Here is a 19,680-nt window from a genome sequence, read left to right as displayed (position 1 = left end):
TTGCCTCCATCCACATTGGGTACATGGCTTTATTTACATTCTCATTATGCCAAGGAACCGGCGAGAGTGCATAGGTCCAAAGGTTGATATTTGAATGGGCTATAGTATGGAAGAGAGGGCTCAGGCCGACGGTCAGAAGCGTAAGCAGAAGGACAGCAGGGCACAAAACCCGCACTTAGGTTTTTTGCCCTGCTGTCCTTCTGCTCTAGCTTCTGTCGGCCTGAACCCGTTTACGCGGAAAAGCAGCCCCCTCCGACGAAGCTTGCGGAGCATTGGCACGGCGCACAACGACAAATCTCCCATTTCCTACCGCAAAACAAAAAGACCCGCCAACACCGCTGGCAGGTCACCTGAAAACAACCCCTAAAAGTCGTCTTCCTTCGCATTCGAATTCAATTCCACGATCTTCCCCGTCTGCAAGTAAACGATCCACTCACAGATATTCGTTACATAATCGCCGATCCGCTCCAAATACGAACTCACAAACAAATAATCCATACTTCCCGGCACCGTTGCCGGGTCCTTTTGCATGATCTCCAGACAGGTCTCATAGATCAAGTCTGAATAATGGTTGATCCCGTGGTCTTCATTGGCGATTTGCAACGCCCGCTTATCGTCACTCTTGACATAAGCGTCCAAGACCTCGTTCACCATTTCTTTGACCAGCTCCGCCATTGAGGCGATATCCTGCTCCACCTTCGGCACCCGGGTCGTGCCCTTCACTCGAATGGTGGATTTCGAGATGGATACGGCGTGGTCCCCCATCCGCTCCAGATCTGAACTGGCCTTCATGACCGTCACGATCGTCCGCAGATCCGTCGTTACCGGCTGCTGCAACGCAATTAATTCAAAACTGCGCTTCTCCAAATCGACTTCCCGCTCGTTGATCAAATGATCACTGGTGATCACGTCCCGAGCGAGTTCCTTGTCGTGGTTGATGAACGCTTTAACTGACTTATATATGGCCTCATTGACCATCATGCCCATTTCTGAAAAACGGACGTGTAAATCGTTCAACTCATCTTCAAATACGCGGCGCACGCTGCCACCTCCTGCTCCTTTTATGATTACCCGAACCGCCCGCTGATGTAGTCTTCGGTTTCTTTCTTATGGGGATTCAAGAAAATCGTCTTAGTATCATCATACTCGACCAGATGCCCCTGAAGGAAGAAAGCCGTGCGGTCAGAAATTCGGGATGCCTGCGACATGTTGTGCGTAACTAAAATTATAGTATAGTCCTTTTTCAACGCTACGAGCATACTTTCAATCTGACTGGACGAAATTGGATCCAACGCGGAGGTCGGTTCGTCCAGTAAAACCACATCCGGCTTCACCGCCAGCACCCGAGCAATGCACACCCGCTGTTGCTGACCGCCGGACAGGCCTAATGCACTGTCATGCAGCTTATCTTTGACCTCTTCCCACACAGCCGCTTGCCGCAACGCGGTCTCGACCGCTTCATCCAGCTGTTCCCGGGTGTGCTGCTTGCCCAAGCGCAACCCGTAAGTCACGTTATCATAGATCGAGAACGGGAACGGGTTCGGCTGCTGGAAAACCATACCGACTTCCTTACGCAGGGATACCGTATCGTTTCCCGGCGCGTAAATATCTTTTCCCTTTAATTTCACTTCACCCTTGATGGTCACTCCGGGAATCAGATCATTCATCCGGTTCAAGGTCCGCAGATAGGTGGATTTCCCGCATCCGCTGGGCCCAATCAAGGCGGTGATTTCATGTTCCTTGAAGGTCAAGTTGATGCCCTTCAATGCTTCATTGCTGCCATACCACAGATGCACATCCTCGGTATCAATGATTGGCGGGGCTGCTGTCTTATCCGGTTCTGTTGCTTCAATCGCCATTGCCATATACCGTCACCTCTCTACGGATTAACCGAAGTGTCCAGACACATAATCGTCTGTTGCTTTGACCTTCGGCGTCGTGAAGATTTCTTTCGTCGTATTAAATTCCAACACATGGCCCAAGTGGAAGAATGCTGTGTAGTCGCTGATTCGAGCCGCTTGCTGCATATTGTGGGTCACAATGATAATCGTGTAGTGCTCCCGCAACCGAATCAAGGTCTCTTCCACCGTTGAGGTCGAGATCGGGTCCAACGCACTGGCCGGTTCGTCCAGCAGCAGGATGTCCGGCTTCATGGCAATTGCCCGGGCAATACACAGCCGCTGCTGCTGACCGCCAGAAAGAGCCAGCGCAGATTGGTGCAGGTCATCTTTAACCTGATCCCAAAGCGCGGCCTCCTTCAGTGTCGTCTCTACCATCTCATCCAACTTAGCTTTATCTTTCAAGCCGTGCCGTTTTGGTGCGAACGTAATGTTGTCATATATTGATTTAGAAAACGGGTTGGGCCGCTGGAAAACCATTCCAATGTGCTTGCGCATCTCATAAGTATCGATACCGCTGCCGTTGATATCCAAATCCCGGTACATGATTTTACCAGTCACTTTAGCGCTGGCAATATTGTCATTCATGCGGTTCAAAGAACGCAAATAGGTGGATTTACCAGACCCGGAAGCGCCAATCAAGGCGGTGATTTTGAAGCGTTCGAATTGCAGTGACGCATCGAAGATGGCTTGATTATCGCCATAGTACACATTGAGATCATCGGTAGATATCGCAATTTCGTGTTTTTTCGGGTCCAGGGGTAGAAAATACGTATCATCAAATGAATAGTTCTGCATCGTTTGCCTCCTCTAGACCCCAGTGAGCCGTTTGTAAACCTTGTTACCAATCAGCCGGGCCAGAATATTGAACAGCAAAACGGCAATGATCAACACCGCACTGGCACCAGCAGAAACAGCGGCCGCATCGGGAATGATCCCTTCTGAGTTGATCTTCCAGATGTGTACGGCCAAAGTTTCAGCCGGCCGCATAGGATTAAGCGGTGACGCAATGTAGAACGGATTCCAGTTCGTAAAGTCCAGCGTCGGCGCGCTTTGCCCGGCAGTGTAAATCAATGCTGCGGCTTCCCCAAATACCCGGCCCGCTGACAGAATCATCCCAGTGATGATCCCCGGGAGCGCCTCCGGCAAGATCACGTGAATCACAGTTTCCCACCGGGAAAGGCCAAGCGCTAAACCCGCCTCCCGTTGCGTGAAGGCAACGGAACGCAGTGAATCCTCCACGTTCCGGGTCAACAGCGGCAGGTTGAAAACAGTTAGCGCCAATGCTCCGGAAAGAATAGAGAAACCAAACCCAGCCTGGACGGCGAAAACTAGGAAACCGAACAAACCCACGACAACTGACGGCAGTGACGACAAAATTTCGATGGAGGTGCGAATAATATTGGTCAATCGATTAGGCTTCGCGTACTCCGATAAATAAATCCCAGCCCAGATGGAAATTGGCGTCGAAATCACCATGGACAAAATCAGCAAGTAGAAGGAATTAAAAAGCTGGACGCCAATCCCGCCGCCTTTCTCAAAACTCTGGGCGGGGGCGGTAAGAAAGTGCCAGCTGATATGGGGCAGTCCATTGGCTAAGATATAGAACAGCAGCAAGGCCAGAATCAATACGATGATTCCGGACATGGCGTACAATACCCCCGTGGCAATTTTATCGCTTCGCTTAGCGTTCATTAATGTAACGCTCCCTTCTTACTGATGCGGTGAATCAAAATATTGAACAACAATGACATCAGCAATAGCAGTAATGCCAGCGACCACAAAGCGTTGTTGGACACACTGCCCATTACAGAGTTGCCCATACCCATGGTCAGAATACTGGTCAAAGTCGACGCCGGGGACACCAGGTTCTGGGGCAGAAGAGCAGCATTCCCGATGACCATTTGGACAGCTAGGGCCTCACCAAAGGCTCGGGACATACCAAAGATCACCGCCGTCATGATTCCGGGGACTGCTGCCCGCAGGACGACTTTATAGGTTGTTTGCCAGCGCGTAGCCCCCAAAGCCAACGATGCCTCCCGATAATAGCGAGGGACAGACCGCAGCGCATCCACACTCATGGACGTTACAGTGGGCAAAATCATCACGAACAATACCATCGTCCCGGCTAAAATACCAAATCCAGTTCCGCCAAAGTGATTGCGAATGAACGGTACGACCAGCGACAACCCGACAAACCCATAAACAACAGACGGGATCCCAACCAGCAATTCAATGACCGGTTGTAAAATCTTATATCCTCGCCGGGGCGAAATTTCCACCATATAGATGGCCGCCGCAATCGCAAACGGCGTCGCCACGACGGCGGATAACAGAGTCACGGCAAAGGAACCGACAATCATTGGCAGTGCCCCGATCAGCGGATGCCCGCTTTTATCCGTTGCCCCCGGATTCCATTGGCTCTTTGTGAAGAAGTCCCACAAACTGCCCTTATCCACGGTAAACGTCGCAATTCCCCGGGTGGCAACAAAGATGAAAATCGCCACCACCACGATGACGATCAAGCCAATGGCGGCGAAACTCAGTATTTTGCCGTGCTTTTCCCGTTTGGAAGCTTTCGACTCCTTTAACAGACTGGCTCGAATTTTATCCTCTGCCATACCTACTGCCCCACTCTCTTTGTCACGTGACCGGCAAGATCACGTGCAACTTGCATTTCATTCACAGCAATGTATCCTAATTTCTTAACAATTTTTTGTTGTACAGTATTGCTCAATACATAATCGATGAACCGCTTCGTCAGCCCAGTAGGCGTGCCCTTGGTGTACATATGCTCATAGGACCAGATCACCCATTTGTTGGTCTGCACATTGCGATCCGTCGCCGCGATACCATCCAGCTTGATGGTCTTCACGGTCTTGTTCACATAAGGGAAGGCCACGTAGCTGATGGCGCCGGGGGTGGACGAAACGATCTGCCGTACCATCCCAGTAGAATCCTGTTCCTGAGCCGCTTTGGTCGGCACTTTGTTCATGACCCATCGTTCAAAGGTCACCCGTGTCCCAGAACCAGTGGCGCGATTAACCAGAACAACAGGGACATCAGGACCGCCAACCTGGGACCAATTCGTATATTGGCCAGAAAAAATGCCCCGTAATTGGGCCATCGTTAAATTATCCAGGGGAATATCTTTATTCACGATTGGCACAACGCCGACCACCGCGACCTCATGGTCAACAAGCTTCTTAGCATTGATGCCGCTCTTCTCCTGGGCATACAGATCAGAATTACCGATATCCACGGCGCCGCTTTGGATCTGACTCAAGCCGGTCCCGGAGCCGCCGCCTTGGACATTAATAAACTCACCGCTATGTTCACTGCTATAGCGTTCGCCCGCAGCTTCCACGAGCGGCTGTAAAGCCGACGACCCCACGGCGGTAATGGCCGCTCCCTGCTGTTTGCATCCGGCCAAAATAAACAGGCCAAAGACTGCGGCCAAAAGCCATAATTTATGTTGTCTCACTGGGCATTCCTCAATTCACCAAATATCTCTCTCTATACCAGCATACGGTAGCTATGTAACGATTTATCTTGGGAAATGTAAATTTCTTGTAAATGCATTGCGTACCGGGTGTTTTTTTCCGTATCCGGATTCATTGTACCAGATACCGTCCGGTAAACCGGTGCTTCCTGCTCAACTGAAAAAGCCCTGCCGGCAAAGGCAGAGCTGGGGAAATTAAGCATTCTGTTTTTTGAGCGGCAGAGTGACCGTGAATGATGAGCCGACACCCACTTGGCTGTGCAATGTGATTTCGCCGCCAGCCCGTTGAACAATTGCCTGAACAATGGCCAACCCTAAGCCAGTGCCGCCGTTGCGCCGGGAGCGCATCTTATCCACCCGATAGAAGCGTTCAAAGATCCGCTGCTGGTCATCTTCAGGAATACCGATACCGGTATCCGCCACCACCAGCTTGAAGTTATCCTGGTCGCTGCTGTACCGGACATCAATACTGCCCTGATGGTGATTGTAAATCACTGCATTGGTCAGCAGATTCTTGATGATATCTTCAAACTCAGCCGGGTCAAAGACGACGGTTAGATCCTCAGGACCCTCAATTCGCGTCTGCAAACTGCGTTCTTCGATCCGCGGCTTGAGCATGGTCAAACAATGATCGATCTCTTTCCGCACCGTTACTGGTTGCGGATGGATAGGATGGGGATTGGCAAACTTCGCCACAGAAATCGTGTCAGTGACCAAATCATTCAAACGATCGGCCTCTTGCAAAATGATATGCAGAAATTGATCCAGCGCCTTGGGATCATCCTTTGCCCCGCCCAATAGGGTCTCGGCAAAACCGGCAATCGACGTAATCGGGGTCTTTAATTCGTGGGACACATTGCTTACAAAGTCCAGCTGCATTTGTTCAGCCGCTCGAATCAAAGCCAGATCATAAAGGACAACCACGACTTGTCCGGATTCCTTATCGCCGATCCAAATCACATAGGCATCCACCGGCCGTTCGTTATTCTGCACCAATTTGATCTCCGCGTGATGCGTCTGATGATTCCGCTCCGTATGCTCAATCAAGCTGCTCAGACCATACGTTTTTACGTCATCCAAATAGGAGTGGGGTTCCTGGTCGATGGGTACATCCAGCAGCGTGGCCATAACATCATTGGCCATCTGGACCATATCGTCCGGATTGATGACCATCACGCCCACGGGCAGATGATTGATCAGCCGGTCAAAATCGGCCTGTTTTTGATCAATGGCTACTTTAAACCGATGCGTCTGCAAGTTGACCTGGTTGGCGGCCTGATAAAACTGCTGCCACTCCGGGGCATCCTCCGCCAGCATCAGTTCCGGCGCTTGCAGATGCTGAATCTGTTCCATGTAACGGGTCGCCATTGTCAGCTGCCGCCGATACCGGCGCATGCGGAGATCCCGCAGGGTGCTGAGGAGCAGATAGAGCACCCAGTAAACCACGATTATGCCCCAGAAGATTCCAGGGGCGGCCACTTGGAACGGCTGAGTCAGCCCCAGCATCGGTCCCCACTGGGTCATCCAGATCAGCAAGCCGACGAACAGCACACCGGCGCCCAACAAGCGAAACAACTGTACCCGAAATCTCATTCAGACACCTCCGAAGTCGGCTGCGTCAACTTATACCCGAACCCGCGAATCGTTTGCAGATATTGCGGTTCTTTGGGATTAGCTTCAATCTTTTCCCGGAGATGGGAGATCTGCATGTCCACAGTCCGGGTTTCGGTGGGATAATCCACACCCCAAACGGCATCCAGGATGTGTTCCCGGGAAATGACTCGATTCGGGCGCTGGACCAGATAAGCCAAAACATCGAATTCCTTCGGCGTGAGGGTCAGCGGTGCACCACGCAAGGACGCCTGCAAGCCGTCGATATCCACCGTCAAGGGGCCGAAGGTGACTACCCGGCCGGTTGCCAGCGCTTCAGTGGGTGCCTCCATCCGCCGCAGGACCGCATGAATGCGGGCCAGCAGTTCCTTGACGGAGAACGGCTTGGTGACGTAATCGTCGGCACCCAGCTCCAGGCCAACGATCTTATCCGTCTCGCTGTCCTTCGCGGTGAGCATAATGATCGGTGTCGCATTTTTCTCCTGGCGCAGCGTTTTGGTTACGGCCAAGCCGTCTTTGCCTGGCAGCATCAGGTCCAGCAAGATGAGGTCATAGTCTTGACCCTCGGCCTTTTGCAGTGCCTCATCACCGTCTTCTGCCGTATCCACGGTAAAACCTTCTTGACTTAGGTTGTACTCGATCAGCGTGCGAATGGTAGATTCGTCATCCACCACCAGAATGCGTGTGGTCATGGTATCCCCTCCAATTTCACCAATAGTATACCAGAAAAAAACACCCGCCTGATATTTTCTGAAAAAAATCAGAAAACAGGTGAGTGTTTGACCGTCTTAAATCTTCAAGAAGCGGCCCATGGAGATGGCCGCGCCGACGGCCCCAATGACGATACCGATGACTGCCAAGAGCAAGTCCATGCCGAACAGCAGGCTGCCCGGCGACAACAGTGCATAGCCAGCAGAGGCAAAAGTCTTCGCCGAGGCGCCATAGAGTACTGCATAGCCGATATCCACAATAATGATGGGAATAATCGCGCCGAACAGTCCCGTCCAGGCTCCCTCAAGCAGGAACGGCCAACGAATATAGGAGTTCGTCGCCCCGACCAGCCGCATGATCCCAATTTCTGTCTGACGGCTGAGAATCGTGATCCGCACGGTGTTCGAAATGAGGAAGACGGCCACCAGCAGGAGCAGAATACTGAAGCCCAGCCCCCATTGGCGCAGACTATCCGTCGCCCGGAACAAGTTGCGGGCGTTAGCCCCGCCGTAGTTAGCCTCGGACACATGGGCCAGTTTCTTCGCCGCCTTGGCCACTTTTTCCGTCGCCTGGGGTGTCTTGGTCTTCACGATAAAGACATCGTTCAATGGGTTTGAATCGCCGCCAAACATTTGGAAGGCACTGCCGTAGCTGCCGACCACCTTATCCAGCTCCTGTTGGCGGCTGGAATAGGTGACGCTGCTCACGTCTGCCATCGCCTGCAATTCATCGCGCAGGTCATTGCGCTGGGTCTTGGTCGTCTTTTGATCGATCATCACCCGTACCCGCACATCATTTTCCACTTCCCGGGAGACGTGGTTCACGTTGAAAATCAGGGCGAGAAAGATACCGACTAGCAGCAGAGTCACGGTAACGGACACAATGGCCGCCACGGACATCCCGCCATTCCGCTTGAGACTGCGGAAACTGTCGGTCACGTGGCGCTTGAATGTACTAGCCTTCATTGGCGTAAGTCCCCTCCTTCTCGTCCCGTACGATATCGCCGTTGTTGATCTCCAGCAATCGGTGGACGTGACTGTTCACCAGCTGGTCATTATGGGTAGCCATGATCACAGTCGTCCCCTTCGCATTGATCTTTTCCAATAACGCCATGATTTCTTCAGACGTATTCGGATCCAGGTTGCCGGTAGGTTCGTCGGCAATCAGAATATGGGGATTGTTCGCGATTGCCCGGGCGATCGCGACCCGCTGCTGTTCCCCGCCAGAGAGCTCGTTGGGGAACCGGGCGGCCTTGCCAGTCAGGCCGACTTCAGCCAGCACTTGGGTGACCCGCTGTTTAATTTCTTCCGGATCTGTTTCAATTACTTCCATTGCGTACGCAATATTCTCGGCCACTGTTAATCGGGAGAGCAGTTTGAAATCCTGGAACACGACACCGATTTTTCGGCGCAGAAAGGGGACTTCTCGATCTTTGAGCTGGGTCAGATCGAAATCATCGATCATGATCAAGCCGCTGGTCGCGCGCAATTCCCGGTAGAGCAGCTTGATGAACGTGGATTTCCCGGCCCCTGAAGGACCGACCACGTACACGAAGTCACCCTGAGCAATTTCGACGTTGACGTTTTCTAAGGCCGTCACTTTATTGTCGTATACCTTTGACACATCTACCATACGAATCATAGGGGTGGACTATTCCTTTCCTGTTAAAAGCACGTCGCTATTGTATCAAGCCAACGTAACAATTCGTTTACGAAACAATACAGAGTTGTCTCAAAGTTGTGAATTCCGGTTTTGATGACGGGCCAGTTCCCATTGCAGGTACGCATAAATGAACCCGTCGATGTCGCCATCCATCACAGCTTGGCCATTGCTTGTCTCGTAATTGGTCCGGTGATCCTTGACCATGGTGTAGGGATGGAAGACGTAGGAGCGGATCTGGGAACCCCAGCCGATCTCCTTTTGCTCGCCCTGAATAGCGGCTTCCTTTTCCTTCTGCTCCTCTTGGGCCCGTTCATACAGCTTGGCCCGCAGCATATTCATTGCCGTTTCCCGGTTTTGCAGCTGAGACCGCTGCGCCTGGGATTGGGTAACGATACCGGTGGGCAGGTGGGTGATCCGGACGGCACTGGAGGTCTTATTAATGTGCTGACCACCAGCCCCAGAGGACCGGTAAACATCGACCCGCAAGTCCTCCGGCCGAATATCAATATTGATGCTGTCGTCCAGCACCGGCATGATATCCACGGAGGCAAAGGAGGTGTGCCGCCGGCCGGCGGAATCGAAGGGCGAGATTCGCACCAGCCGGTGGATACCCTTTTCACTCCGCAGCAACCCGTAGGCGTTATGCCCGCTGATCTGCAGCGTCACCGACTTCACGCCGGCTTCATCGCCAGCGAGAAAGTCCAATGTTTCCACCTTAAAGCCCCGGTTCTGGGCCCAGCGGGTGTACATCCGCAACAGCATTGATGCCCAATCCTGAGCCTCAGTACCGCCAGCCCCAGGATGGATTTCGACTAAAACGTCATGACTGTCATAGGGGCCGGTCAGCAACTGGCTCAATTCATAATCATGCATCGCTTTTTGTAATTTAGGAATGCCGGTATCCAGCTGTTTGGCAATATCCGGATCCGGTTCGTCAGCTAATAGTTCCGCTGCTACCTGAAGATTCTGCCAGCCATCGTCTAATTGCTTAAACGTATCCAGTTGGGCCTTGGCCGCATTCGTTTCATCAATGATCTTCTGGGCATGTTCGGAATCATTCCAGAAGTCGGGTTCAGCCATTTTGGCTTCATTCACTGCAATTGTTTCCTGCAAGTGAGGGAAGTCAAAGAGACCCCCTAAACTGATTTATTTTGGTGCGCATTTCATCCAGCACATGACGTGCATCGGCTAATTCCATAGTGTGAGCCTCTTTCTATTCATTTCTTGGATATACGAAAGGCTGGCGACAACGAGCCCCCAGCCTCTCTTTGGTTAACGCCGAATATTCTGGCGGATCTCAGCCCGCATGAATAACCGGGTGGCATCGTAATCGATGTCGGCGATCATTTCTTCAAACATGCGATAGCCTTCTTCTTGGTACTCCACCAACGGGTTCATCTGGCCGTAGCCCCGCAACCCGATGGATTGGCGCAGCTGATCCATGGCGTCGATATGGTCCGTCCAGTGGGAGTCAACAACCCGCAGGATAACGACCTTCTCGAATTCCAGCATTTGCGCCGGATCTTGCAGCGCATGAGCCTTCTCGTCATAGTTTTCTTCAGCCAGCTTATACATGAAGGCCTCGATCTGTTCCGGGGTCTTGCCTTTGATATCCTTCATACTGATCTTGTCTTCGTTGACCATGGCGGTATATGCAAAGTCCAAGATGGCCTGCAAATCCCACTCTTCAGGTTTGCCCTGGGTATGAATGTCCACCTGATTGGCGATGGTCCGCTTGATCATGGGCATCAGCACCGGCTTCAAGTCCTTCTGTTCAGAAATGACTTCCAGCCGCTGCTTGTACATCACTTCCCGCTGTTCCCGCATCACGTCGTCGTACTGCAAGGTGTTCTTCCGGGTATCGTAGTTGTTCCCTTCGACCCGTTTCTGGGCCGATTCAACTTGGCGAGTGATCAAGCGGCTCTCGATCACTTTGTCTTCATCGGGGCCGCTGAGCCGATCCATGAAGCTCTTGATTCGGTCGCCGCCGAACCGTTTCATCAGGTCATCTTCCAGCGACATGTAGAAGCGGGTCTCGCCCGGATCCCCCTGTCGTCCGGAACGGCCCCGCAACTGGTTATCGATCCGCCGGGATTCATGCCGTTCAGTCCCCAGTACGGTCAAGCCGCCCAGTTCCTTAACGCCCGGTCCAAGCTTGATATCGGTCCCCCGGCCGGCCATGTTAGTGGCGATGGTGACCGCTCCGCGTTGGCCGGCATTCATGATGATCTCGGCTTCCTTGGCGTGGTTCTTCGCGTTCAGCACGGCGTGGGGAATATTCAATTGATCCAGCATGTGGGACAAACGTTCCGAGTTTTCTACGGCAACAGTCCCGACCAGCATCGGCTGGCCCTTGGCGTGGCGTTCTTGGATTTCTTTCACCACAGCGTTGAACTTGCTGTCCAATGTTGGATACAGCACATCCGGATTGTCCACCCGGATGACCGGTTTGTTTGTCGGGATAGAAATGACTTCCATGTTGTAAATCTCACGGAATTCTTCCTCTTCGGTCTTCGCAGTCCCGGTCATCCCGGCCAGCTTGTTGTACATCCGGAAGTAGTTCTGATAGGTGATGTTGGCCATGGTCTTGGTCTCATCCTCGATCTTGACGCCTTCCTTGGCTTCAATGGCCTGGTGCAGTCCATCAGAGTACCGGCGGCCTTCCATGACCCGGCCGGTGAATTGGTCAACGATCAGGACTTTGCCGTCTTGGACCACGTAATCGATATCCCGAAGCATGATGTAATTGGCCCGCAGTGCCTGGTCCAAGTGATGGTTCAAGACCATGTTGTCGGTATCATACAGGTTATCCAAGCCAAAGTTCTTTTCGGCCTTGCGAATCCCCTGCTCAGTGAGGGAAATACTCTTGGTCGGCCAATCGATCTTATAATCGTCTTTTTCTTTCAAAGTCTTGACGAAACGATCGGTCCGGATGTAGAGGGCCGTCGACTTTTCGGCTTGACCAGAAATGATCAGCGGTGTCCGGGCTTCATCGATCAGGATCGAGTCGACTTCATCGACAATGGCAAAGTTCAACGGGCGCTGTACCATTTGGTCTTTATACACGACCATGTTGTCCCGCAGATAGTCGAACCCAAGCTCGCTGTTGGTGGAATACGTGATATCGGAATTGTAGGCTTCCCGCTTCTCATCCGTACTCTTTTCGTTCAGGTTCAAACCAACCGTCAGGCCCAGCCAGTTGTACAACTGGCCCATTTCGGTGGCGTCCCGGCTGGACAGATATTCGTTGACGGTGACCACGTGGACCCCTTTGCCGTCCAAGGCATTCAGGTAAACCGGCATGGTCGCGGTCAAGGTTTTCCCTTCCCCGGTCTTCATTTCAGCGATATTCCCCTCATGCAGAGTGATCCCGCCGATAATCTGGACCCGGAACGGGAATAGCCCCAGGACCCGCTTGGCGCCTTCGCGCACGGTGGCGAAAGCTTCGGGTAAAATGTCATCCAGGGTTTCACCGTTGGCTAATCGTTCTTTGAACTTGGGCGTCTTGGCTTGCAGCTGTTCATCAGACAACTTGGCATATTCATCCTCGTAACTGATCACCTGGTCCGCAATCTTACCCATCCGTTTGACTTCGCGGGCGTCGGATTCGACCCACCGCTTCAATACATTTGCCATTTCTAGACCTCACAACCTCAATTGACGTAATATTTCTTTAGCTAACTTCGATAAACAGAGTTCGTTACATTTTACCATAGGGGGCAAGGAGAACGCAAAAAGGCTGGGACAAAGTGGGATTTCCGGGCACTGCCGCGCCAATGCTGCGCTCCGATTGCTCCGCATTGGCACTAGATACACTTGAAATCTTTACTTTGTCCCAGTCCGATCAATTATCTAAATTCTAAAATGGTCGCGCCTATTTTATTCGTCGGTCTCGATCAAGCCGTAACGGCCGTCGCGGCGGCGATAAACGATGCTTGTGCCATTGGTTTCTGCATCTTCGAAGATAAAGAAGTTATGCCCCAGCATGTCCATTTGCAGGACAGCTTCTTCGGGATCCATGGGCTTCAAAGAAACCTGCTTAGTCCGGACAATGGTGAAGTTGTCGCTAGGTTCTGCCGGTTCAGGGATCGGTGCATCCTGTACCCCTTCGGAAGGACCGGTCAAATCAAAGTTCTTGATGCCCTTTTCCCGGCTCTTGCGGTTGATCTTGGTCTTGTACTTGCGGATCTGCCGCTCCAGCTTATCAGTGACCAGATCAATACTGGCGTAAAGGTCCGGAGAAGTCTCCTCTGCCCGTAATACTAAGTACGGCAACGGAATCGTGACTTCGACCTTGGCGTTCTTGTTGGAATACAATTTCAAGTTCACATGAGCGATGGAGTCAGGCGCGTCTTCGAAATACTTATTGAGCTTGCTCAGCCGTTTCTCGACATACGCACGAATGGCCTCAGTGACCTCAATATTTTCGCCACGGACATTAAAAGATAACATAGTACTTCTCTCCCTTCAAAGTGTATCAAAAAAGGTACACCCGGTGGTGAGTAAAACCTCTTGCACCACCCTTACTACGTCTTAATTATAACAAAGTAGGCGCCGTAGATAAACAGCTTTGTAAGCATTTTCGACTTATCGGGCTAAAGTGAAGGTATCCATGACGGCGTCGCTGCCAGCGGCGTGCAATACAGCGGCCGTTTGATGGAGGGTACTGCCCGTGGTGTAGATGTCATCGACGAGCAGAATGCGGCGCCATTGGCGCAGCCTAACGCCGCGCTGGGGCTGATAGATAAACGGCTGGCGCGTGGTCAGACGGGTGGCCCGATCCTGCTGCGCTTGTTCTGGTGTCGTGCCTTGTTTTTCCAGTACCGGCGTGAGCGGCAGGACTGACGCAAACAGGGCCGTCACGGGGTCAAACCCCCGTTGTCGGGCCCGGACCGGGTCACTTGGCACCGGAATGACCGCATCGTAGTGCCGGCGCCGAGTGCGCCACCAATCACCAATGTCTGCCGCAAACACTGCAGCCAATTGATAGTCTCCCTGGCGCTTAAACCGTTCAAAATACGTTTGGATGGGTGAGTGATAGGCAAAAAGGTGCTGGGCTTGGCCGTCCAGCCAGGGCAGCTGCTGCTGCCAATACTGACAATCAGCGCACAGGACCGCGGCCCCCGGCCGGTGGCACCGGGGACATTGGACCATTTCGGCGGACCAGGGCAGAAAAGTGGCCCGACACTCTGGACAAAGGGTCGCGGGCCGCTGCCGCCGCAGGCTGCACAGCGCACCAAAGGTAGGCGTAATCGTCCACGGCCGCCCGCACCAGCCGCATGCCGGCGTCATCGAAAACCGCCTCGCCGATTCATCTGCCGAATCTCCCGCCGGGCCCGGGCAATGGCCAAGGTATAACGGTGGTAAAAGAAATCCACCCGGCCCCAGGGATCATCCGCCGCTCGACCGGCGCGTCCAGCCACTTGAACCAGGGCATTGGTTTGAAAGTGCTCATGATCGGCAGCCCACACGATCACCTGCAAATGCGGAATTGTCACGCCTCGCTCCAGAATCGTTGTGGTGACCAGCAGTGTTGTGCGCCCGTCCCGGAAGGCTTGGACCTTGGCCACCCGTTCGGGGTCATCAGCATGAACACTGACCACGGTTTCTGCTGGGAAGCGGCTGCTTAGCCAAACAGTCAGTGCTGTCAGCAACGGGACAGTCGGGACAAACAGCATTACCGGCCGCCGGGCACTGCGGTGGCACCGTACAAGCCTTTGTAACGGCTGAAAACCCGTGGTCAGTGTATGTTGGCGGCACCAATGCAAGCGGGGCACCGGCAGCGGCGCCCCATGGAACCGCCGAGGCAAATACGCCACCGCCAATTGCCCGCGCCGCAACTGGCGGCGCAAGTGGGCATCCGGCGTGGCGGTCAAATAGACTGGTGCCGTTCCCGGCTGCAGCGCCTGGGCCACCGCTGCGTGCAGCAAGCGCGAATTATGCATAGGAAACGCATCCACTTCATCCACGATAATCAGGGAGAAAGCATGATAGAATCGAAGTAGTTGATGGGTCGTACACACAATAAGCTGCTCACCCATATAGGGCTGTTCCTCCCGGCCGTGACGCAGGCCGGTGCTGATCGTTGGAAAGGCCGTTTGGATTCGCGGAAATAATTCATTGCACACGTCGATCCGGGGTGACGCATAAGCCACAAACCCGCCGGCGGCCAGAGCAGCCGTGACGACCGGGAAGGTCATCTCAGTTTTGCCGGCCCCAGTCACCGCCCAGACCAGGATCCCCCGACCAGCAGTGTGGGCGTGTTGAATCGCCTGCGCTGCCCGGACTTGATTCGGCGTCAGGGTCCCCTGCCATGCACAGCATTGGCCGGCTGGCCGCTCAGGAAATACTGGCGGCGCCAAACGCCATAGCCGATCCCGGGTCGTCACTCGCCCCAGCCCAATACAGTCCTGGCAATACGCCCCGCCCAACGGTAAAGTCTGTATTCCGCGAGGCCAAATCGCCCCGCAGCGCTGGCAGCACAATTGCCGCCCCTGAGCGCGCACGGCCGATACCAGCTGACCGCCCTGCGGCGGTGTCTCACCGGCTGGGACCACCAATTGCTGCCCGGGATAAAATGACCCCGTCATCATTATTCTCGCCGCCTTTCTTCCTTACATAGTTAAATTACGCAAAGGAGCTGCAAGCATGCAAAATAATTACCTCACCATTGCCCAAAATGGCGAATACGAAATCGAAATCAAAAAGTCCCGTTTCATCGGTCAACTCGCCCGAGTCACCACCGAAGACGAGGCGGCAGCGTTCATCGCCCAAATCAAGAAAAAGCAATACAAGGCGACTCATAATTGCAGTGCCTACGTGATTGGCGACAACGATGAACACCAGCGCGCCAATGATGACGGCGAACCCAGCGGCACGGCAGGAATTCCCATGCTGGAATCTTTGAAACTGATGCAGCTGAAAAACGTCGTCGCGGTAACGACCCGCTACTTTGGCGGGATCAAACTGGGGGCTGGCGGTTTGATCCGAGCATACAGCAACTCCGTCACGGAAGCGGCCCACCACATCGGTATCGTCCGCGGCGTCTTGCAGCAAGCGCTCACCTTCACGATTGATTACAACCAAGTGGATCCCATCCAGCATTTCTTCAGCGAAAGTCCTTATACCATCGAAAAGACGGACTACGGGGTGCAAGTCACCATGACCGCGTTGGTCGACATCACTGAAATCGATACGTACCAAAAGCAGCTCCAAGACTTAACCAATGGCCGCATCACCATGACCGTCGGGGCCCAGCAGTTCCGGGAGGTACCTTACACGGATACTGCCGCGCCGCGGTATGAAAATTAGTTAGAGAGCGCAGGCCAACGGTCAGAAGCCAGAGCGCGTTTAAGCAAAAAAAATAGACGGTCGCCCGTCTATTTTTTGCTTAAACTGGATGATCCGAATGGGACAGGCGCTTCACGAAGCGCTGAATTGCATGGAGCAGCGGCTGACGGCCAGCCCCGACCAAGCCGATGGATTCCACAAAGAGTTCCAAGCCCAGAATCACCGCGATCGTCAGCAGAATGCTGCCCCACAGCGTGGACAGCGGATAAATCAAAGCAATGGCAGCGAAAATCAAGGCCAACCCGTAGATTACCATGACGGTTTGCCGCTGGGTCAAGCCCAGAGCCATCAGCTGATGATGCAGATGGTGTTTATCCGCTTGGGAAATCGGTTTGTTGTTCAGCTTGCGCCGTAAAATGGCATAGACTGTATCCGTAATCGGCACCCCGAGGATGATGACCGGAATAACCATGGTCACGAAGGTCACGTTTTTTAGCCCCTTCAGGGAGAAAACGGCCACCATGAAGCCGATGAACAGCGCGCCCGTATCCCCCAAGAAAATACTGGCCGGGTGAAAATTATGGGGTAAAAAGCCGATCAGGGCCGCTACTAAGCAGAAGATCCAAATCGGCACATAGATCTCGCCGGGAAGCAGGAAGAAGACCCCGATGACCCCCATGGTGAACAGCGCGATGATGGCCACCCCAGTGGCCAAGCCGTCCAACCCATCGATCAGGTTCACGGCATTAGTCAGCGCGGCGATCCAGAAGACGGTCACGAAATAACTGGCCCAGCCCAGGTTGAAGTGCAACCCAAACAGGGAGACATCGTCCATCCGAATGCCGGCCAAGAAGTAGATGATACTGGCGGCAATAACGATTCCCAGCATCTTTTGCCAGGGCTTGAGTTCTTTGATATCGTCGATCATCCCGGTCAGAATGATCACACTGCCGGCGAGCAGGACACTGAACAGTTCGTGAGTGGGAAATTGATTGCGCAGCAGGACAAACGTCACAAAGACGAACGCAATGAAGATCCCCAAGCCGCCCATGGTGGGCATCGGTTTGCGGTTTACTCGCCGCGCGTTGGGCATATCCACCGCCCCTAGGACGAAGGCCAATTTTCTAACAAACGGCGTGATGACGGCCGAGAAGAACATGGTACCGAAAAGGGCGACGATTACACGAAACATAGAATGAGCTCCTGTCTAGTCAATTACACTTATTATACCGATTCATCGGGCAAAACAAAAGCAGTCCTGCGCCGATCGGCTGACCGGTGCGGGACTGCTGCTGATAATGCAATTTGCTGTCACTTTAGAAACCCAAGAATCATGGCTACTTAGCAGTTTCGATAAATCGGGTTTCCCGAATGACCGTTACCTTGATATGACCTGGATATTCCAGCTCTTTCTCAATCCGCAAGCGGATCTCGTGGGCCAAAATGGCCGCCTGATCATCAGTGACCTGATTGGGGGCCACAATGACTCGGACTTCACGGCCGGCTTGAATGGCGAAGCTGTGATCCACGCCAGGGAAGCTGTTAGTAATATTCTCCAGCTTCTCCAACCGATGGATATAATTCTCCAGCGATTCAGACCGGGCCCCTGGCCGGGCGGCTGAAATGGCATCGCCAGCCGCGACCAGTACAGCAATGATGCTCTGCGGTTCCACGTCCCCATGATGGGACGCAATGGTGTTGATCACTGTAGGGGACTCGTGATACTTCTTGGCGAGTTCCACACCAATCTCCACATGGGAGCCATCGACCTCATGGTCAATGGCCTTCCCAATATCGTGTAATAATCCTGCGCGTTTAGCCAGGGTAACATCTTCACCAAGCTCACCAGCCAAAATACCGGCCAGCTTTGCCACTTCAATCGAATGATTGAGAACGTTTTGTCCATAACTGGTGCGGAAGTGCATCCGCCCCACCAGTTTGATCAGATCCGGATGCATGTGGTGAATGCCCAATTCAAATAACGCCTGCTCACCGATTTCGCGGATCCGGGCATCCATTTCTTTCCGGGCTTTCTCCACCGCTTCTTCGATCCGGGCCGGATGAATCCGGCCGTCAGCGATGAGTTTTTCCAGTGCGATCCGGGCGATCTCCCGCCGAACGGGGTCAAATCCGGACAACACAACAGCTTCAGGTGTATCATCGATAATCAGGTCAATTCCGGTCAATGTCTCCAAAGTCCGGATATTACGGCCCTCTTTACCAATAATGCGGCCTTTCATGTCGTCACTCGGCAGCGATACAACAGTGACAGTAGTTTCCGTCACCACATCTGCCGCGCTGCGTTGAATGGCTTGGGCAATTAGGTCTTTGGCCTTATGCTCCGCCTCTTCTTTGGCGGTCTGCTCGCTTTCGCGAATCAGAGCCGCGCGTTCATGGGTCAATTCTTCTTTAGTGGAATCAAGGATCTCCTGACGAGCATCATCCCGGGTAAATTGGGCGATGCGGGCCAGTTCATCTTCTTGAGCTTGCAGTGTATCTGTTACTTTTTGTTTGGCTTCATCGATCTGCTGCTGTTGCTGCGCCAGTTTGTCCTCACGTTTATCCAGACTGCCTTCCTTATTGTTCAGAATGTCGTCTTTGTGGTCCAAGGAGTCTTCCCGTTGCAGCAACCGATTTTCTTGCTTTTGTAATTCCTCGCGCCGACTCTTCAGCTCCGCTTCCTGCTCTGCGCGGTAGCGATGGGCTTCATCTTTAGCGGCGAGGAGTTGTTCCTTCTTAGCGGTGTCTGCCTCCCGCTTAATGGCGGCAGCATCCCGCTTGGCACTCGCAATGATCCCCGCGGCATTCGTATGGGCATCGTTAACTGCCCGCTGATGCGCGGCTTTCTTGGTCAAATACCCAGCAACAAAACCAACAACACACATGATGACGGCGAGGATTATTGGAATCCAAAGTTCCATTAGTTCACCTCCGCATCATCAAAAAGTGGTACTCATTTCTTAGAGAATCTTTTCATGATGGTTAATTGTAGATTATTGACACAAT

General features: G+C 53.2%; 18 protein-coding genes. 1 reads left to right on the top strand and 17 read right to left on the bottom strand.

What is annotated here, in order from left to right:
* Positions 1 to 363: 363 nt before the first annotated feature.
* The 15 genes from phoU to FMM01_RS01390 all read right to left on the bottom strand — a co-directional run bounded on the left by phoU (position 364) and on the right by FMM01_RS01390 (position 15,977).
* Complete coding sequence (gene phoU / locus FMM01_RS01460) at positions 364 to 1,041, bottom strand: phosphate signaling complex protein PhoU (RefSeq protein WP_027827525.1); 678 nt, start codon at positions 1,039 to 1,041, stop codon at positions 364 to 366.
* Between the two features lie 26 nt (positions 1,042 to 1,067).
* Complete coding sequence (gene pstB / locus FMM01_RS01455) at positions 1,068 to 1,859, bottom strand: phosphate ABC transporter ATP-binding protein PstB (RefSeq protein ID WP_051225102.1); 792 nt, start codon at positions 1,857 to 1,859, stop codon at positions 1,068 to 1,070.
* Between the two features lie 27 nt (positions 1,860 to 1,886).
* Complete coding sequence (gene pstB / locus FMM01_RS01450) at positions 1,887 to 2,696, bottom strand: phosphate ABC transporter ATP-binding protein PstB (protein ID WP_027827527.1); 810 nt, start codon at positions 2,694 to 2,696, stop codon at positions 1,887 to 1,889.
* A gap of 12 nt (positions 2,697 to 2,708) precedes the next feature.
* Positions 2,709 to 3,593: a phosphate ABC transporter permease PstA gene (pstA, locus tag FMM01_RS01445; RefSeq protein WP_027827528.1), complete on the bottom strand. Its 885-nt coding sequence runs from the start codon at positions 3,591 to 3,593 to the stop codon at positions 2,709 to 2,711.
* Positions 3,593 to 4,519 (bottom strand): phosphate ABC transporter permease subunit PstC, encoded by a 927-nt coding sequence (pstC, locus tag FMM01_RS01440; RefSeq protein ID WP_027827529.1) that lies wholly within the window; start codon positions 4,517 to 4,519, stop codon positions 3,593 to 3,595. The genes pstA and pstC overlap by 1 nt, the downstream gene beginning before the upstream one ends.
* Before the next feature lie 2 nt (positions 4,520 to 4,521).
* On the bottom strand, positions 4,522 to 5,382 hold the full coding sequence (locus tag FMM01_RS01435) for a phosphate ABC transporter substrate-binding protein PstS family protein (protein ID WP_150391493.1): 861 nt from the start codon (positions 5,380 to 5,382) through the stop codon (positions 4,522 to 4,524).
* Positions 5,383 to 5,595: 213 nt separating this feature from the next.
* Positions 5,596 to 6,993, bottom strand: coding sequence for a two-component system histidine kinase PnpS (gene pnpS, locus FMM01_RS01430; protein ID WP_150391492.1), 1,398 nt, complete (start codon positions 6,991 to 6,993; stop codon positions 5,596 to 5,598).
* Positions 6,990 to 7,703 (bottom strand): response regulator transcription factor, encoded by a 714-nt coding sequence (locus tag FMM01_RS01425; protein WP_027827531.1) that lies wholly within the window; start codon positions 7,701 to 7,703, stop codon positions 6,990 to 6,992. Before FMM01_RS01425 ends, pnpS begins: the two co-directional genes overlap by 4 nt.
* Positions 7,704 to 7,799: 96 nt before the next feature.
* Complete coding sequence (gene ftsX, locus FMM01_RS01420) at positions 7,800 to 8,687, bottom strand: permease-like cell division protein FtsX (protein WP_027827532.1); 888 nt, start codon at positions 8,685 to 8,687, stop codon at positions 7,800 to 7,802.
* Positions 8,677 to 9,363, bottom strand: a complete 687-nt coding sequence (ftsE, locus tag FMM01_RS01415; protein ID WP_150391491.1) for a cell division ATP-binding protein FtsE — start codon at positions 9,361 to 9,363, stop codon at positions 8,677 to 8,679. Before ftsE ends, ftsX begins: the two co-directional genes overlap by 11 nt.
* 90 nt (positions 9,364 to 9,453) lie before the next feature.
* Positions 9,454 to 10,582, bottom strand: a protein-coding gene (gene prfB / locus FMM01_RS01410; protein WP_121499932.1) for a peptide chain release factor 2 whose coding sequence is annotated in 2 segments (ribosomal slippage) — positions 9,454 to 10,509 and positions 10,511 to 10,582 — 1,128 coding nt in all. Because the reading frame shifts where the segments join, the coding sequence is not laid out codon by codon here.
* Between the two features lie 74 nt (positions 10,583 to 10,656).
* A complete protein-coding gene (secA, locus tag FMM01_RS01405; protein WP_027827535.1) occupies positions 10,657 to 13,020 on the bottom strand; it encodes a preprotein translocase subunit SecA in 2,364 nt (787 codons plus the stop codon).
* 243 nt (positions 13,021 to 13,263) lie between these two features.
* Positions 13,264 to 13,836, bottom strand: a complete 573-nt coding sequence (gene hpf, locus FMM01_RS01400; RefSeq protein WP_027827536.1) for a ribosome hibernation-promoting factor, HPF/YfiA family — start codon at positions 13,834 to 13,836, stop codon at positions 13,264 to 13,266.
* A gap of 135 nt (positions 13,837 to 13,971) precedes the next feature.
* Positions 13,972 to 14,676, bottom strand: a complete 705-nt coding sequence (locus tag FMM01_RS01395; RefSeq protein ID WP_150391490.1) for a ComF family protein — start codon at positions 14,674 to 14,676, stop codon at positions 13,972 to 13,974.
* On the bottom strand, positions 14,673 to 15,977 hold the full coding sequence (locus FMM01_RS01390) for a helicase-related protein (protein ID WP_150391489.1): 1,305 nt from the start codon (positions 15,975 to 15,977) through the stop codon (positions 14,673 to 14,675). The genes FMM01_RS01395 and FMM01_RS01390 overlap by 4 nt, the downstream gene beginning before the upstream one ends.
* Positions 15,978 to 16,032: 55 nt before the next feature.
* On the opposite strand from FMM01_RS01390, the gene FMM01_RS01385 reads away from it, so the two are divergent.
* Positions 16,033 to 16,695, top strand: coding sequence for a YigZ family protein (locus FMM01_RS01385; RefSeq protein ID WP_027827538.1), 663 nt, complete (start codon positions 16,033 to 16,035; stop codon positions 16,693 to 16,695).
* Between the two features lie 79 nt (positions 16,696 to 16,774).
* On the opposite strand, the gene FMM01_RS01380 is transcribed toward FMM01_RS01385, so the two are convergent.
* Positions 16,775 to 17,866 (bottom strand): glycosyltransferase family 4 protein, encoded by a 1,092-nt coding sequence (locus FMM01_RS01380; RefSeq protein ID WP_035439738.1) that lies wholly within the window; start codon positions 17,864 to 17,866, stop codon positions 16,775 to 16,777.
* A gap of 145 nt (positions 17,867 to 18,011) precedes the next feature.
* Entirely contained in the window at positions 18,012 to 19,595 is a 1,584-nt protein-coding gene (gene rny / locus FMM01_RS01375; protein WP_027827539.1) for a ribonuclease Y, read from the bottom strand.
* Between the last annotated feature and the right edge of the window lie 85 nt (positions 19,596 to 19,680).

Origin of the sequence: Schleiferilactobacillus harbinensis (genome assembly GCF_008694105.1) — a bacterium.
Classification (GTDB): Bacteria; Bacillota; Bacilli; order Lactobacillales; family Lactobacillaceae; genus Schleiferilactobacillus; species Schleiferilactobacillus harbinensis.
Note: the sequence above shows the minus strand (reverse complement) of the source record. Positions and strands in the feature narration are given on the sequence as shown.